This window comes from Nocardia sp. NPDC058497, from assembly GCF_042720195.1.
GTDB lineage: Bacteria > Actinomycetota > Actinomycetes > Mycobacteriales > Mycobacteriaceae > Nocardia.
This window is the reverse complement of record NZ_JBHXMY010000095.1, coordinates 1-14,476: the sequence shown is the minus strand read 5'-3', so window position 1 is coordinate 14,476 and position 14,476 is coordinate 1. Positions and strand designations below refer to the sequence as shown.

At 69.2% G+C, this 14,476-nt stretch carries 10 protein-coding genes and 1 pseudogene; 5 read left to right on the top strand and 6 right to left on the bottom strand.

Translation table 11 applies throughout. The features are described from left to right. Positions 1-292 precede the first annotated feature (292 nt). Positions 293-2,761 (bottom strand): protein kinase, encoded by a 2,469-nt coding sequence (locus tag ACFWPJ_RS09630; protein ID WP_378849210.1) that lies wholly within the window; start codon positions 2,759-2,761, stop codon positions 293-295. Between the two features lie 150 nt (positions 2,762-2,911). Between ACFWPJ_RS09630 and ACFWPJ_RS09625 the strand changes: the two genes are divergently transcribed. Beyond that, positions 2,912-4,333 carry an amidase gene (locus tag ACFWPJ_RS09625; protein WP_378849208.1) on the top strand — a complete coding sequence of 474 codons (1,422 nt, stop codon included), beginning with the start codon at positions 2,912-2,914 and terminating at the stop codon, positions 4,331-4,333. Here ACFWPJ_RS09625 and ACFWPJ_RS09620 read toward each other — a convergent pair. The 3 genes from ACFWPJ_RS09620 to ACFWPJ_RS09610 form a co-directional block, all read right to left on the bottom strand. Further along, a complete protein-coding gene (locus ACFWPJ_RS09620) occupies positions 4,330-5,226 on the bottom strand; it encodes a LysR family transcriptional regulator (RefSeq protein WP_378849206.1) in 897 nt (298 codons plus the stop codon). The two genes, ACFWPJ_RS09625 and ACFWPJ_RS09620, sit on opposite strands and share 4 nt — an antisense overlap. A gap of 395 nt (positions 5,227-5,621) precedes the next feature. Then, a complete protein-coding gene (locus ACFWPJ_RS09615; RefSeq protein WP_378849204.1) occupies positions 5,622-6,440 on the bottom strand; it encodes an SDR family oxidoreductase in 819 nt (272 codons plus the stop codon). Then, entirely contained in the window at positions 6,437-7,987 is a 1,551-nt protein-coding gene (locus ACFWPJ_RS09610; RefSeq protein WP_378849202.1) for an aldehyde dehydrogenase family protein, read from the bottom strand. The genes ACFWPJ_RS09615 and ACFWPJ_RS09610 overlap by 4 nt, the downstream gene beginning before the upstream one ends. Positions 7,988-8,093: 106 nt before the next feature. Here ACFWPJ_RS09610 and ACFWPJ_RS09605 point away from each other — a divergent pair, with 106 nt between their 5' ends. After that, a complete protein-coding gene (locus ACFWPJ_RS09605; RefSeq protein WP_378849201.1) occupies positions 8,094-9,317 on the top strand; it encodes a PucR family transcriptional regulator in 1,224 nt (407 codons plus the stop codon). On the opposite strand, the gene ACFWPJ_RS09600 is transcribed toward ACFWPJ_RS09605, so the two are convergent. After that, positions 9,302-9,574, bottom strand: coding sequence for a DUF2277 domain-containing protein (locus ACFWPJ_RS09600; protein WP_378849199.1), 273 nt, complete (start codon positions 9,572-9,574; stop codon positions 9,302-9,304). The two genes, ACFWPJ_RS09605 and ACFWPJ_RS09600, sit on opposite strands and share 16 nt — an antisense overlap. A 97-nt stretch (positions 9,575-9,671) precedes the next feature. On the opposite strand from ACFWPJ_RS09600, the gene ACFWPJ_RS09595 reads away from it, so the two are divergent. Then, entirely contained in the window at positions 9,672-10,529 is an 858-nt protein-coding gene (locus tag ACFWPJ_RS09595; protein WP_378849197.1) for a DUF1266 domain-containing protein, read from the top strand. Positions 10,530-10,546: 17 nt separating this feature from the next. On the opposite strand, the gene ACFWPJ_RS09590 is transcribed toward ACFWPJ_RS09595, so the two are convergent. Further along, on the bottom strand, positions 10,547-11,482 hold the full coding sequence (locus ACFWPJ_RS09590) for a hypothetical protein (protein ID WP_378849195.1): 936 nt from the start codon (positions 11,480-11,482) through the stop codon (positions 10,547-10,549). Positions 11,483-11,758: 276 nt separating this feature from the next. Here ACFWPJ_RS09590 and ftsH point away from each other — a divergent pair, with 276 nt between their 5' ends. Further along, positions 11,759-14,104, top strand: coding sequence for an ATP-dependent zinc metalloprotease FtsH (ftsH, locus tag ACFWPJ_RS09585; protein WP_378849193.1), 2,346 nt, complete (start codon positions 11,759-11,761; stop codon positions 14,102-14,104). A 117-nt stretch (positions 14,105-14,221) separates the two neighbouring features. Beyond that, a pseudogene (locus ACFWPJ_RS09580) lies at positions 14,222-14,431 on the top strand (GTP cyclohydrolase I FolE); the annotation flags it as partial. Between the last annotated feature and the right edge of the window lie 45 nt (positions 14,432-14,476).

Here is a 14,476-nt window from a genome sequence, read left to right as displayed (position 1 = left end):
GTGTGGGGGTTTTTTTGGGGGGGTTTTTTTTTTTTTTTATTTGTGACGGGCCTGGTGGGGGGGGGTGGGGGGGGGGTTGGGCGGGGGGTGTTGGCCTCTGGGGGTTGGGGGGGGGGTGTGGGGCGGTCGGGCGCTGTTGCCCCCCCCCCCCCAAGACCAGCTCCAAACACCATATCCTGACCTGCGGCAACGGCTTTCCTCTTTCCATGGCGCTTTGGGCGGCCAACCTCAACGATCATCTGATGCTGCCCACCCTGGTTCGGCAACAGTTCGCTAACAATTCTTCAAGGGATCAGCGCGCGTCAGGTGGAGCTGAGCGCGGTTTCCGATCCTGAGAACCTAGCGGTGCAACTACACGCTCCAACGCCTGCAGGTCCGCTTCCAATGCGCGGAACAGGAAGAAGAAGCCGACAAACGCGACGATCGCGCCGATGCACATGATGCGGACAGTGACGATGACCGACGGAATGTCCCCCGGTTGCAAGAATGTGACACCGGCCACGGCAAGCAGCGGCACCGACGCGGCGACCGCGAGGTATCCGTTGCAGCGTCGATCCAAGCCGTGCAGTTGGGCGCGGTCTGTTGCACTGATCTCACCGTGACGTAGGAAGATCGGATATACGCACCGGACCATGTAGAAGGTTACAAGGAAGAACGGGTACGCCGCTGCGATCGCACCGCACACCGCGAGCGATGCGAGGAAGTGCATCACAGCTCGGGCTGTGATTCCACCGGTCGAGAATTGCAGGGCGATCGGGAAAGTGAGCCCAGCGACCATCCACAACATGAATGCGACCGCCACGGCTCGGTCACCGAACAGCAGTGTGTCCGATCTGGTTCGCCTCAAGGTGTCCGGATCGTAGCTCTGGCCCCGCCGGAGTCCTCGAGGTACCGAGAACACGTAGCGGGAGATGTATACGATGGCGACCGTTCCCAAAGGGAAGAAGATCCCGTTGATCACACTTGTGGTGATCAGGAACGTCGGCCGTGCGTCCGCACTGAGCCGGTCGACGATCAAGTGTTGGTTGTGTTGGATGTTGAACAGGGCTGCGAGGATGTTCGGGACGCCGATCGCAAGGAACGCGATGGGAAAGATCCAAGGCCGCAGACGGAGCCGCCAACTGCCGGGCGCCGGATCGACGAGTTCCCTCGCTCGGTTGTCGAGGCACAAGCCGAACTGCTTCGCCAACACCCAACCGGTCGACCAGCGTCGGTCGCGCTCAGGCTCGAGACACGTCAGCAGAACACGGCGTAGGGCTGCGGGACAGTCCTCTGGCACCCGGTCCAACGCGGCCGGATCGACGCCGCTGGTGCGCCGTTCCAGCATCGCCTCGAGGGTGGTCTCGTCGCCGCGGCCCGCGGCGTCGGGGGTGCTGTGGTCGATCGGATTCGCGCGGGTCTGCAGCTCCCACCGCACGACGCCGAGCGAGTAGATGTCGGCGCGGGTATCGAGGTCGGCGGCGGTGCGGCCGAGACCGGGATGGCAGGCCTCGAGCTGCTCGGGGGACATGTACGCCAGCGAGCCGCCGAAGTACGCGACGGGGCTGGTCCCGGCGACGGTGCGGCTGAAGCTGATGTTGAAGTCGGCCAGTTTGGGCACGCCCTCCGCGGTCAGCAGGACATTCGCCGGTTTCACGTCGCGATGCAGCACGCCGTGCGCGGCCGCGTAGTCGAGCGCCTCGGCCAGGCGCCTGCCCAGCCACGCGACGGTCTCCGGCCAGGTCAGCTCGGCCAGTTCGGCGCGCACGCTCGAATCCGTCGGGCGGATCTCGCCCTTCTCCTCCATGGCCGCGTCCACCGCGTCGAGCAGCAGTTTGCCGCTGCGCTCCTCGGGTGGGGTCGCGCGCACCCAGCGCAGGAGTCCGAGCAGGGTGCCGCCGGGCAGGAACTGCATGTAGAGCAGGCGCAGGCGGCGGGCGCCCGACGGCGCGGTGTCGTCGGTGTCGAGCAATTGCTGGTCGAAGACGCGCACGATGTAGTCGTGGTCGAGCTGGGCCAGGGTCTGCGGTTCGGTGCCGCGGTCGGCCGAGATCTTCACCGCGACCAGGCGCTGCATCGAGGTCTGCCTGGCCAGGAAGACCCGCGCGAACGCGCCGGTGCCGAGCCCGGTCAGCAGCTCGAAGTCGCCGATGCGCTGGCCGATTTCGATCCGGTCCAGTGGCTCGAACGAGCCCGGCGACGACGCGGCGGCGGTCGCCGCGGAGGTCGCGGTCGCCGCCGAGGTCGCTGTCGCGGTGAAGTCGAGCTCGGGCGTGGTCACCTGGGTAGTACGAGTGGGGTCGGGTGGTTGGTTCACCGCCGGATCGGGGTCGTCGGTGCGGTGGGTGCTCTGCTCGAGCTCGTCGGCGTTGAGCAGCGCGCGCAGGCTCGGCGCCTGATCCGGGTATTCGCGCAGGCAGTCGCGCGGGTCGACGCGTTCACCGCTGTGCCTGCGGATCACGAACTCCTCGAACACCAGCCCGGCGGGCAGCGTCGCCGGATCGAGTTCGGGGAACTCGGCGCAGTAGTGGGCCAGGCGCTTGCGGGTGACCTCGGCGCCGCCGTGGTGCAGCCAGCGATGGCGCAGATCGATGCGGATCAGTTCGTGCAGCGCCTGCCTGCGCAGGGTGCGCGCGTCGGGCAGGAATTCGGCCATATCGGGCGGCTGCCCGGCCGTGGAACCCCATGCCTGGGTGAACGCTTCGACCATGTCGCCGCGCCCGTTCGTCGACTGTCCGGCGCTCGCGTCGGGCAGTTCATCGCTTCCGGTCTTATCGATCATCAACCGACCTAAGGTTCGCGCGGGTCGGAGCGAAATTCCTTCCGCCACACCCGACACCATCGGCCCCCGAGCCGTACCCGAATGATAACTTGCGCCTCGAGAGCAGATCACCCGAATTTCGACGACCATGCGACGGGGGCGAATCCGCACATGCACGATGACCTCACAGCGGTAGCATGGGAGTCCGTCGACGACGACGGCGTGACGGACGCTGAGGTGGCGATGAACTCTCCCCACCAGCCCGCCGACGAATACCCCATCGGCGGCCCGGCGGCGGCGCTGGCCGCCCGGGTACGCGCGGGCACCATCACGCCCCTCGATGTGGTGACCGAGGCGCTGACCAGGATCTCCTCGGAGAATCGCAAGATCAACGCGTTCACCGTCGTGCGCGCCGAGCAGGCCCGCGCCGAGGCGCTGGAGCTGGCCGCCCGCGACGATCTGGACGAACTGCCGCTGGCAGGGGTGCCGGTGGCGGTGAAGCAGAACATCGCGGTCGCCGGGGTGCCGCTGCGGGCGGGGTCGGCGGCCAGTCCGACCGAGCCGGAGCCCGCCGATCATCCGGTGGTGGCCAGACTGCGGGCCGCGGGCGCGATCGTCGTCGGGGTGACGGCGATGCCCGAACTCGGCCTGTGGGCGATGACCGACGAGGACGGGACCGTCACCCGCAATCCGCGCGATGTCGGCCGGGCCGCCGGTGGCTCCTCGGGTGGCGCGGCCGCCGCGGTGGCCGCTGGATTGGTGCCGATCGCGCACGGCAACGACGGGCTCGGCTCGATCCGGGTGCCCGCCGCGGCCTGCGGCGTCTTCGGGATCAAGCCGGGCCGCCAGGTGGTGCCCGCGGGTATCGGCGCCGATTCCTGGGCGGGGATGGCCGAGAACGGCGTGCTCGCGACGACGGTGTCGGACGCGGCGCTGGCGTTGTCGGTGCTGGCTGGGCGCTCCGATCTGGCCGAGCTTCGCGCACCGCAGCGACTACGCATCGGACTTGCCGTGGCTCCGCCGTCACGACTGGTCCGGGTGGATCGGCACTGGACGGCGGCAGCGCGCACCGCGGGCGCGCGGGCGGCGGCGGCTGGGCACCTGGTCGAGCCGGTCGAGCTGCCCTACGGCGACACGGCGCTGGCGATGGCGCTGCGCTGGCCCAGCGCGGGCCTGGCCGACGCCGCGGCGCTACCGCACCCCGAGCTGCTGCAACGCCGCACCAGACGGCACCTCGCGCTGGGCAGGCTGATCCGGCGGCTGCGGTTGGTGCGGCCGGATCAGGTCGACCGGATCGAGGCCGGACTGGTCGACTTCTTCGAGAACTTCGACGTGGTGATCACGCCGACGCTCGCGGCACCGCCGCCCAAGGCCAAACAGTGGAGCGGGCGCGGCTGGACCGTGAACGTGCTCGCCTCGGCGCGCTACGCGCCGTTCACCGGCGTCTGGAATCTGGTCGGCTGGCCGGCCGCGTCGGTGCCGATGGGCACTCATCCGGAGGCGCACACCCCGCTGGCGGCGCAGCTGGCCGGTCCGCCGGGCAGCGAGGCCACCTTGCTCGGCCTCGCCGCCCAACTGGAGCTGACGAACTAGACCGCGATCGGGGTCTGCACCGGCTGCGGCTCGGAGAAGCCGCCGTCGACGGCGCGACCGGCGAATTCCAGGATGGTCGGGCGGGTGTCGTCGGCGCGCCACGCCACCGCCAGCTCGCACGGGGTGAGACCGGTGACCGGGCGCGCGGTCAGGCCGGGCCAGCGGTACATCGGCACGTTGTTCTCGGCGAGCAGGCACACGCCGAGGCCCAGGCTCACGGCCTCGAGCTTGTCCTCGGGGGTGGCGGCCTCGGCGCCGATCTTGGCGGCCCGGCCGCCGCGGGCGTCGTTGCCGAGCCAGAAGTCGCGGACCGCGCCCGCCTCGGTCGGCAGGGCGATGAACGGCTCGTCGAGCAGATCGGCGAACTCGATCGTCTCCTGCTCGGCCAGCGGGTGGGTCTCGGGCAGCAGCACCCAGCGCGGCTCGGTGCGCAGCACCTGCCAGCGGTAGCGGTTGGGGTCGGGCAGCGGCAGCCACACCAGGGCCAGGTCGGCCTGACGGCCCGCCAGGCCACTGGACGGGTCGTTCCAGGAGGCGGCGTGCAGGGCGAGGCGGTGGCCGCTGGCGCTCTCCAGGTCGTTGAGCAGGCCGCGGCCGAGCGCGGACTGGATACCGACGCGCAGCACTTCGCCCGCTTCCTGCAGGGAGACGTTGGTCAGCTCCCACAGCTCCAGGATCTTGCGGGCGCCTTCGAGCAGTTCCTTACCGGCGACGGTGAGGGCGACACTGCGCTGGTTGCGGTCGAACAGGACCACGTCGAGCTGGCGTTCGAGCTGGCGGATCTGGCGTGACAACGTCGGCTGAGCGATATGCAACCGCTGGGCGGCGTTGGTGAAATGCAGTTCCTCAGCGACGGCGACGAAATACCGCAGATCGCGCAAATGCGGGTCCATAGCACCTTGCTATCAGAATCGGTCGGGAAAATCCAGCCAAAACGGGCAAGGAAGTTCGCGGAGGTGGATCAAAACAGTCACCAGGTTGGTAACTCACAGCATATGACCTGACATGGTGCGCTGCATCATTGAGGTGTCACTTGTGTGCGATCGCCGGACGCCGAGCGGTGGGCCTGTGGCTTCTGGGCGGTTGACCAGCGGAAATGCGGCCGGCTTCACACGATTCGGCGCGGTGTGGCGTGCGTCCCGGCGAACGCGGGTGGGGGATGAAACAGACCGCTGACCTCTGTTCGTGCCGGAAAGCCTGCGGTGCAGTGAGTTTCATCACAAAGGGGTTTCGGGTGTGTGGAATCCGGCCGCGGCGAGCCGTGTGCGCGCGGCCGGATTCCGGATGCTCAGCTCTCGCGAGCGCGTTCCTCGTAGGCGCGTCGCGCCGAACTGTCGACATCGTCGAGGAAGGCCGTGCGTGACCCCAGCGCCCGGCCGATTCCGTCACCGACGGCCTCGGGCAGCAGGTTCACGAACCGGGACAAATAGCCCGCGAACGCCGACACCCGCACCTTCGAGCGCGGCGATCCGAACAACCCCTCGATCGCCGCGGCGATCTGCTCCGGTTCGGCAGGCTGCAACAACCAGTTGGTCTTCACCCCGGCGCCCAGCTCGGTCTTCGTCAGCGTCGGCAGCACCGCCGAGAACCGCACGCCCGACCCGCGATACTCCTCGCGCAGGGTGTCGGTGAAGCCGAGCACCGCGTGCTTGCTGGCGTTGTAGGTCGCCAGCCCGGGGATGTGCGCCTCGCCGGCCAGCGAGGCGATATTGATGACGTGCCCACGCCCGCGCGGCAGCATCCGGGCCAGGCCGAGCTTGGACCCGAGAATCACGCCGTAGACGTTGATCTCGAGAATCCGGCGGGTCACCCGGTCGGGCTCGTCGACCAGCAGGCCGGTCGGCATGATGCCCGCGTTGTTGATCAGCACATCGATCGGGCCGACGGCGCGCTCGACCTCGTCGAGGAAGGCCTCGAACGAGACCGGGTCGGTGACGTCGAGCGCGCCCGACAGCGCGAAATCGCCTGCCGCTTTCACCGCTGTCTCGTCGATGTCGCCGATCGCCACGCGCGCGCCGAGTTCCCGCAGCCGCGTTGCCGTCGCGAGTCCGATGCCGCGGGCGCCACCGGTGATCACGACGACGAGATCGCGGACCGCCGTGCTCACTTGCCGCCCTTGAGTCGCCACACCGCGGGCAGGTCGATGCGGCGGATGCCGCGCGCGCCGGCGGCCCGCATCGCGGCCACCGCGACGACGAGCTTGTTCATGTCGTACGGGTACCAGAACAGCTCTTTGCTCATGGTCGGGATCTTCGGCTTGGTCATCGCCTGCGCGCGGCAGTACTTGCGCAGACCCGACGCCCCGCCCCAGCGCGCGCCGACGCCGGACAGGCCCCAGCCGCCCATCGGCATCGCCGGGTTGAACAGGTTCGAGAACACGTCGTTGATGTTGACCGCGCCCGCGTTCAGCTGCCTGGCCACCTGTTCCCCGCGCGCCTTGTCCCCGGTCCACACCGACGCCGACAGGCCGTAGATCGAATCGTTGGCCAGCCGGATCGCCTCGGCCTCGTCGGCGACCTTCATCACCGGCAGCGTCGGCCCGAAGGTCTCCTCGGCGACACACGACATCGAGTGGTCGACGTCGACGAGCACGGTCGGCTCGAAGAAGGTGCCGACGCCGGTGCGCTTGCCACCGGTGGTCGCCCGCGCGCCCGCCGCGATGGCCTCGTCGACGTGGCGCTGCACGATCCGCACCTGGTTCTCGTTGGCCAGCGCGCCGACGTCGTTCTTCGATTCCCGCCCGTCCTCGCCCTGGCGCAGGGCGGCGACGGCGGCGGTCAGCTTGGTGACGAACTCGTCGTAGACCGGCGCCTCGACGTAGACCCGCTCCACCGAGATGCAGACCTGCCCGGCGTTGAACATGCCGCCGAAGGCGATGCCGTGCGCGGCACGGTCGATATCGGCGTCGGCCAGCACGATCGCCGGGTCCTTGCCGCCGAGCTCGAGGCTGTAGGGCACCATCCGCTCCGCGCAGGCGGCGGCGATCTTGCGGCCGGTCGCGGTGGAGCCGGTGAACTGGATGTAGTCGGCGTTCTCGACGACGGCCGCGCCGGTCGCGCCCGCACCGGTGACCACCTTGAACACCGGCGGCGCGCCGATCTCGGCCCAGCCGCGGGCCAGCTCGACCGCCGACAGCGGCGTCACCTCCGACGGCTTGAGAATCACCGCGGCGCCCGCGGCCAGCGCGGGGAACACGTCGATCGCCGGCATGGCGAGCGGGAAGTTCCACGGCGTGATCACGCCGACCACGGGGTACGGGCGGTAGGCGACGGTCAGCGACTTCACCCGCGCGAGCGGGCTGTGCGGGGAGGGGTGCTCGTCGGCGAGGAACTTGCCAGCCCGGCGCGCGTAGTAACCGAGGAGGTCGACGGCGAAGGCCGGGTCGATGAGCGCGTCGACGCGCGGCTTGGCGGTCTCGGACTGCAGGACCGCGGCCAGGTGCTCGGTGTTGTCGATGAGCCAGTCCTGCATCTTCAGCAGCCACTTCTTGCGGCCCTCTGGCCCGATCGCCTCCCATTCGGGCTGGTAGAGGCGCAGTTCCCGGACCGCGGCCGCCACTTCGTCCGGCGCGACGATCGGCACGGAGCCGGTCTGTTCGCCGGTCGCCGGATTGTGCACCGCGATCGCCTGGGCGGTCTGGTCGAGTTCGGTCACCGTCGTGCTCCCCACTGCGTTGTGTGAATCAGTTCACCATCTATCAGACTGGCACAATGAGAGCGCGGAATCTTGGCCGTACACGTCAATGAAATCGGGTCTTTTGGTGTCTGGAGAACAAAACCGGGAACAGCTGCGCGACTGGTTCGCCGACTTCGTGTTCGACCTGCTGCGCGCGCAGACGATGGAGGGCATCGTCGCCAGGCTCGACGCGGCCGTGCTCGCCGGTGTCCCCGAGCTCGACGACCCCGACATGCGCCGCGACCTGGCGGCCAGCACCCGCGCGCACGCCAGGGTGGTGCTCAGCGGACTGGCCAGCGACACCGTCGACTTGGCACTGCCCGAGGAGGCGCACGCTCTGGCCAGGACCATCGCCAGGCGCGGCCTTGACGTGCGAGTGCTACTGCGGGCCTACCGGACCGGCATGGCCGAGGTGCTCGCCGTGATGACCGAGACCGTCGCGCAGGGCCAGGTGCCGCCGGAGATCGAACGGGCAGTGCTGCTGCGGCTGTTCGAACGATCCACCACCTGGCTCGGGCTGTCGGTGGAGGCACTCACCGGCACCTTCATGGCCGAACGGGAACGGGTGCTGCGCGATGCGATCAACACCAGGACCGAACTGGTGCACGCCCTGCTCACCGGCACCGAGGTGGACGTGGACCAGGCCTCGATCGGCCTCGGCTACCGGCTCTCGCGGCGGCACCTGGCGTTCGTGCTGTGGACCGGCGAGGCGGGCGGGGACGAACCGGGCGGGCTGCTCGACCGGGCCGCCGCGCGGATCGCGACCGTGCTCGGCGCCACCGGTCTGCTCACCGTCGCCGCCAGCGCGAGCGGGCTGTGGGCCTGGGCTGCCATCGACGACGACGCCGAGATCGCCGAGCGGATCGCGCGCTGTGAAGTGGCCGCGCCGGTGCGGGTGGCGTTCGGGATGCCGGGCGCGCACGTCGACGGGTTCGTGAGCAGCCATCGCGAGGCGGTCGCCGCCCGCCGCGTCGCCGAGCAGAACGAGCAGGCGGTGACCGACTACCGCGAGGTCGAGATCGCCTATCTGGCCGGTGTCGACACGGCCGCGATGCGCGGGCTGATCGCCAGGGAGCTGCGCGGGCTCACCGGTACCGATTTGGTGTCTACCCGGCTACGCGCGACCCTGCACGCCTATCTGCGCGCGCAGCGCAGCCCGGAGGAAGCGGCGCGCCTGCTCGGCGTGCACAAGAACACGGTGCGGTACCGGATCCACCGCGTGGAGGAAATCCTCGGACATCCGGTGTCCGAGCGAGCGCTGGCGCTGGAGATAGCGCTGGATTGCGTCGCCGCCTACGGCGTTTCCTGAACCACGCCGTCCCTGGCCGCGATGCGGCGCAGCGGCGGTTCGGTGGGCGGTGGCACGCGTCGATCGGGTAGCTCGGCGAGCAGTGTTGTGGTCGCCGCGGCGATGGCGGCGACGGCCTTGTCGACCGCGGGCTTGGTGGTGCTGCTCAGCCCGGAGATGCCGCCGACTTTGCGCACATATTGCAAGGCGGCAGCGTAGATCTCCTGCTCGGTGGCGGCAGGCTCCAGACCACGCAAGACGGTGATATTTCTACACATGTCAGAACCATAGACCTGTGTGGCAGATCACGGCAGGCCAAGAAAGCAGATTCGCTCCTGGGCCCCGGAAGGCACCCGCCGCACTAGACTCGGCCGCATGCCTGCCAGGGGAGTACCAGCGCTGACCACCTTTCCCTACCCGGAACTGGACGAGCGCGAGGAAGACCACTGGTCCGGTGCCGGTGTGAGCGACGATGAACTTCGCGCGCTCGCCCTCGGCGCCTTCTACTCCACCCGCTGGGACGCCTTCCACGACGCGATGCTGCTCGGCCCCGAGCGCGAGCACCCGCTGGGCGATCGCCGCGAACTCGCCATCGACACCCTTACCGGCGCGTGGGGCATCACCGACGGCACCGAGGCGCGCGCGTCGATGGAACAGCTCCTCGAAGGGATGCACGCCCCCCTTTACGCGCTGGTGCATCCGCTGGTGATGGCCTCGATCAATGCCAGCGAACGCGACCGCTTCGGTGAACGCGCCGACCGGCACCGCGCCTTCCTGCGTCAGGTCGGATCCTTCCGCGGCATGGACAACCCCGAGGCGCTGGTCCGCGACTACGACATCTGGGCCCAGGCCATCAAGATCGGTTTCACCGACCACCTGGCCCGGCCGCTGCCCAACGACATCCACGCCTGGGACCTGGCCCGCGTCATCGCGGTCGCCAGGATGGCGTTCACCGCCGGCTACATCGACGCCGACGTGGCGTGGGAGTACGCGATGCGGGCACTTGCCCCCGCGCAGCGCCGCTACCGCAACTGGCGCCAGTTCGGTGACGCCTACCTCGCGGGCTGGACCTACTGGCAGGCCACCGAGGACCTCGCCGAACTGAAGAACGGCGGCGTCGACCGCCGGATGGAACTGCTACGGCTATGGACCCGCCCGACCAGTCCCTGGCGCCGGATCGAGTTGAACGAGCCCGAACAGAAGACCGAAACCGAAGTGGCCGAACCCAACTGAGGGTCCGGCCCGCCGGGTCACAGGCTGCGGAGAATCCCGCGGCCGTAGCGCTGGAACTGGGTGTCGTCGACCATGCCGAGCGAGTGCCGCTCGACCAGTAATTCCCATTCCGCGTAGAGCTGGGAGACGCCGGGGTCGGCGGGCCCTGCCGCGCCGTCGGCTGCCTGCCTGCGGACGGCGAAGTTGACCGCGCAGGTCACCCGCTCGGTGTCGGCGCGGTCGGCGCCTGCGAAATGCAGCGTCCTGTTGCCGTCGCTGACGTCCATGCCGGAGCCACCGTGCCTGGTGTCGATCTCGCCGGGCGCCGAGCGCGCGCCGTCGACGGTGCGGGCGCCGAGGATCGCGGCAACGGCCAGCTCGTGTGCGTAGCGCTCGCCGTTGCCGATGGAGAGGAACAGCAGCCGGGTGGTGGTCGCCGCGAGCAGACCGGTGCCGGTACCGGCGGGCGGCGTCGCCACGGCGATCGCGGTTTCCAGTACGTATTCGTCGGGGGTGACGTAGCGGTGCAGCGCGTTGACGGCCGTGCGTGACTCCTTGCGCGGCGCCATCCGGCGCACCGCGCGCTCGACATCGGCCCTGACCGGGCCCGACTTGCCCCATTCCGGCGCGGGCGGGGTGAGATCAGGCGCGGCGACATCGATGCGCTGGGTGGCCATGATCTGGTCGTTGATCCGGTCGACGATGCCGAGGGCGGCGGGCACGTCGTGTTCGGCGATGAGGACAGGGAGCGGGGTGCGGTCGGCGGGAACGCCCGTGAGCACCGGCGTTGGATAGCGCAGGAAGATCTCGATGACAACCGCGTCGTCGGCGCGGCGGTTCAGCCGCACCTTGAGCAGGTCGGCGATGGGCACATCGAGAACCCGCTCGCCGTCGGTACCCGGCCGCAGAACGGTGAGCCGTCCACTGCCGTGGCGCAGAATCGCTGTGGGTGTTCGTAGCTCGACGATGTCCATACCCCCTGCGCTGTAGTTGTGTCGTCGCCCACGATAAGCCGGGCATGACATGATTGTGGCCACTTGCAACAACGCGTTCGGAGCTTTCGGGAACCGTTCCCCAGCTCTGAACGTTGACCAGTGCAACTGCACCAGCAGCCGAACTGCGCGATGTATCGAACTAGACCGTACGCGGTAACGTGGCATGTCCGCATCCGAAACCCGCCGATCTCGACGCTTCGCTAGGCACACCCGGAGAAATAACCGGAAAGGACTGGGCCGTCCGGCCGACGCTCTATGAACCGCAAGACAGTGTTTCGCACTTTGGCGATCATCTCGGGCATCATGCTCATGATCTGGCTGTTCAGCTTTCTCAGCGATGACACGCGCGGCTGGGAGAGTGTCGACACTTCCGTGGCGCTCAGCCAGCTGAACGACAAAGCCAATGTCAAGAACGTCCAGATCGATGACAAGGAGCAGCAGCTCCGCATCGAACTGAACAACGGCAACGAGGCGACGAACAACAACACCAAGATCGTCGCCAAATACCCGGGCGGCGGTGAGACATCGGCGCAGATCTTCGACGCGGTGCAGGACTCCGGCGCGAAGTACGACACGGTGGTCAAGCAGGAGAGCTGGCTTTCCCAGTTGCTGCTGTTCATCGTGCCGATGGTGCTGCTGGTCGGCCTGTTCATCTTCGTGATGTCGCGCATGCAGGGCGGTGGTCGCGGCGGCATGATGGGCTTCGGCAAGTCCAAGGCCAAACAGCTGTCCAAGGACATGCCCAAGACCACGTTCGCCGATGTGGCCGGTGCCGACGAGGCCGTCGAAGAGCTGTACGAGATCAAGGATTTCCTGCAGAATCCGGCCCGCTACCAGGCGCTGGGCGCGAAGATCCCGAAGGGCGTGCTGCTCTACGGTCCCCCCGGTACCGGTAAGACGCTGCTCGCGCGCGCCGTCGCCGGTGAGGCGGGCGTCCCGTTCTTCACCATCTCCGGTTCGGACTTCGTCGAGATGTTCGTCGGTGTCGGTGCCTCGCGTGTGCGCGACCTTTTCGAGCAGGCCAAGCAGAACAGCCCCTGCATCATCTTCGTCGACGAGATCGACGCGGTCGGCCGCCAGCGCGGCGCGGGCCTCGGCGGCGGTCACGACGAGCGCGAGCAGACGCTGAACCAGCTGCTCGTCGAGATGGACGGCTTCGGTGACCGCACCGGCATCATCCTGATCGCGGCGACCAACCGCCCCGACATCCTCGACCCCGCGCTGCTGCGCCCCGGTCGCTTCGACCGGCAGATCCCGGTCGGCAACCCCGACCTGGCCGGTCGCCGCGCGATCCTGCGCGTGCATTCGCAGGGCAAGCCGATCTCGCCCGACGCCGACCTCGAGGGTCTGGCCAAGCGCACCGTCGGCATGTCCGGCGCCGACCTGGCCAACGTCATCAACGAGGCCGCGCTGCTCACCGCGCGTGAGCACGGCTCGCTCATCACCGGCGAATCGCTGGAGGAGTCGGTCGACCGCGTCATCGGCGGTCCGCGCCGCAAGAGCCGCATCATCAGCGAGCACGAGAAGAAGATCACCGCCTACCACGAGGGTGGCCACACCCTGGCGGCCTGGGCGATGCCCGATATCGAGCCCGTCTACAAGGTCACCATCCTTGCCCGCGGCCGCACCGGCGGCCACGCCATGACGGTGCCCGAGGACGACAAGGGCCTGATGACCCGCTCGGAGATGATCGCCAGGCTGGTGTTCGCGATGGGTGGCCGCGCGGCCGAGGAACTGGTGTTCCACGAGCCGACGACCGGCGCGTCCTCCGATATCGACCAGGCGACCAAGATCGCGCGCGGCATGGTCACCGAGTACGGCATGAGCGCCCGCCTCGGCGCGGTCCGCTACGGCCAGGAGCAGGGCGACCCGTTCCTCGGCCGCTCGATGGGCCAGGGCTCGGACTACTCGCACGAGGTGGCCCGCGAGATCGACGAGGAGGTGCGCAACCTGATCGAGGCGGCGCACACCGAGGCCTGGTCGATCCTGAGCGAGTACCGCGAGCAGCTCGACGCGCTGGCGACCGCGCTGCTCGAGCGCGAGACCCTGCACCGCAAGGACCTCGAAGAGGTGCTGGCCGGTGTCGTGAAGCGGCCGCGGATCACCGCGTTCAACGACTTCGGTGACCGGCTCCCGTCCGACAAGCCCCCGGTGAAGACCCCGGGCGAGCTGGCCGCCGAGCGCGGCGAGCCGTGGCCGCCCGTCCAGCCGGCGCCGGTACCTGCCGGTGCGCCGCTCGAGCCCGCCAACGGTTACCCGGCCCAGCCGCCACAGTACGGCCAGCCTGCGCCGCCCGCCACGGGCTACCCGCTGCCCGCCGCGCCGACCGAGGCGTTCCCGCGTCAGTCGGGTACGCACGGTTCGCGGCCCGATTACGGCGCCCCGGCCGGTTGGTCGGCGCCGGGCTGGCCGCCGCGCGACGAGCCCCAGCAGCCGCAACAGCCGCAGGCTCCGCAGGGCCAGGGCAATGCGTGGGGTCAGCCGGAGCAGCCGCGGCACCAGGGTGGCGGGTTCCAGCCGTGGGGCGAGCCGCCGCAGCAGCCCGCGCCCGGCACCGATCCGGAGAACAACGACTGGGAAGGGCCGAACGGCCGCCGCTGACGGCGAGCCAACTACGCTCGACCGTCGGATGCCGGACGATCACCGGCGTCGACATGTGGAGGTGCGGAGAAGTTGTCGGCCAACAAGAAGGTCGCTGAGCCAGTAGGGAACGGGTCGATCGCCGACGGCGAGCTCGGCTCGACGAGCCCGAAGGACCTGACGGCGCTGGCGACCGGTCGCCCGTTCGACCAGGACCGGGCCGAGCGCGCGATCAGGGAACTGCTGCTCGCGGTCGGCGAGGACCCCGACCGTCCCGGGGAGCTCGACACCCCCCCCCGGGTGGCCCGCGCCGACCGGGAGATGTTGTGGGGCGGGGCAAACCAACCCCCGCGCGGGGGGGGGCGCGCCTCGGCACATCAACCCTGGTGATCA

Excerpts from the sequence above, each read along its gene's own strand:
- ACFWPJ_RS09630 (WP_378849210.1), bottom strand. The coding sequence starts at position 2,761 with ATGATCGATAAGACCGGAAGCGATGAACTGCCCGACGCGAGCGCCGGA.
- ACFWPJ_RS09620 (WP_378849206.1), bottom strand. The coding sequence starts at position 5,226 with ATGGACCCGCATTTGCGCGATCTGCGGTATTTCGTCGCCGTCGCTGAG.
- ACFWPJ_RS09600 (WP_378849199.1), bottom strand. The coding sequence starts at position 9,574 with ATGTGTAGAAATATCACCGTCTTGCGTGGTCTGGAGCCTGCCGCCACC.
- ACFWPJ_RS09625 (WP_378849208.1), top strand. The coding sequence starts at position 2,912 with ATGCACGATGACCTCACAGCGGTAGCATGGGAGTCCGTCGACGACGAC.
- ACFWPJ_RS09590 (WP_378849195.1), bottom strand. The coding sequence starts at position 11,482 with ATGGACATCGTCGAGCTACGAACACCCACAGCGATTCTGCGCCACGGC.
- ftsH (WP_378849193.1), top strand. The coding sequence starts at position 11,759 with ATGAACCGCAAGACAGTGTTTCGCACTTTGGCGATCATCTCGGGCATC.
- ACFWPJ_RS09595 (WP_378849197.1), top strand. The coding sequence starts at position 9,672 with ATGCCTGCCAGGGGAGTACCAGCGCTGACCACCTTTCCCTACCCGGAA.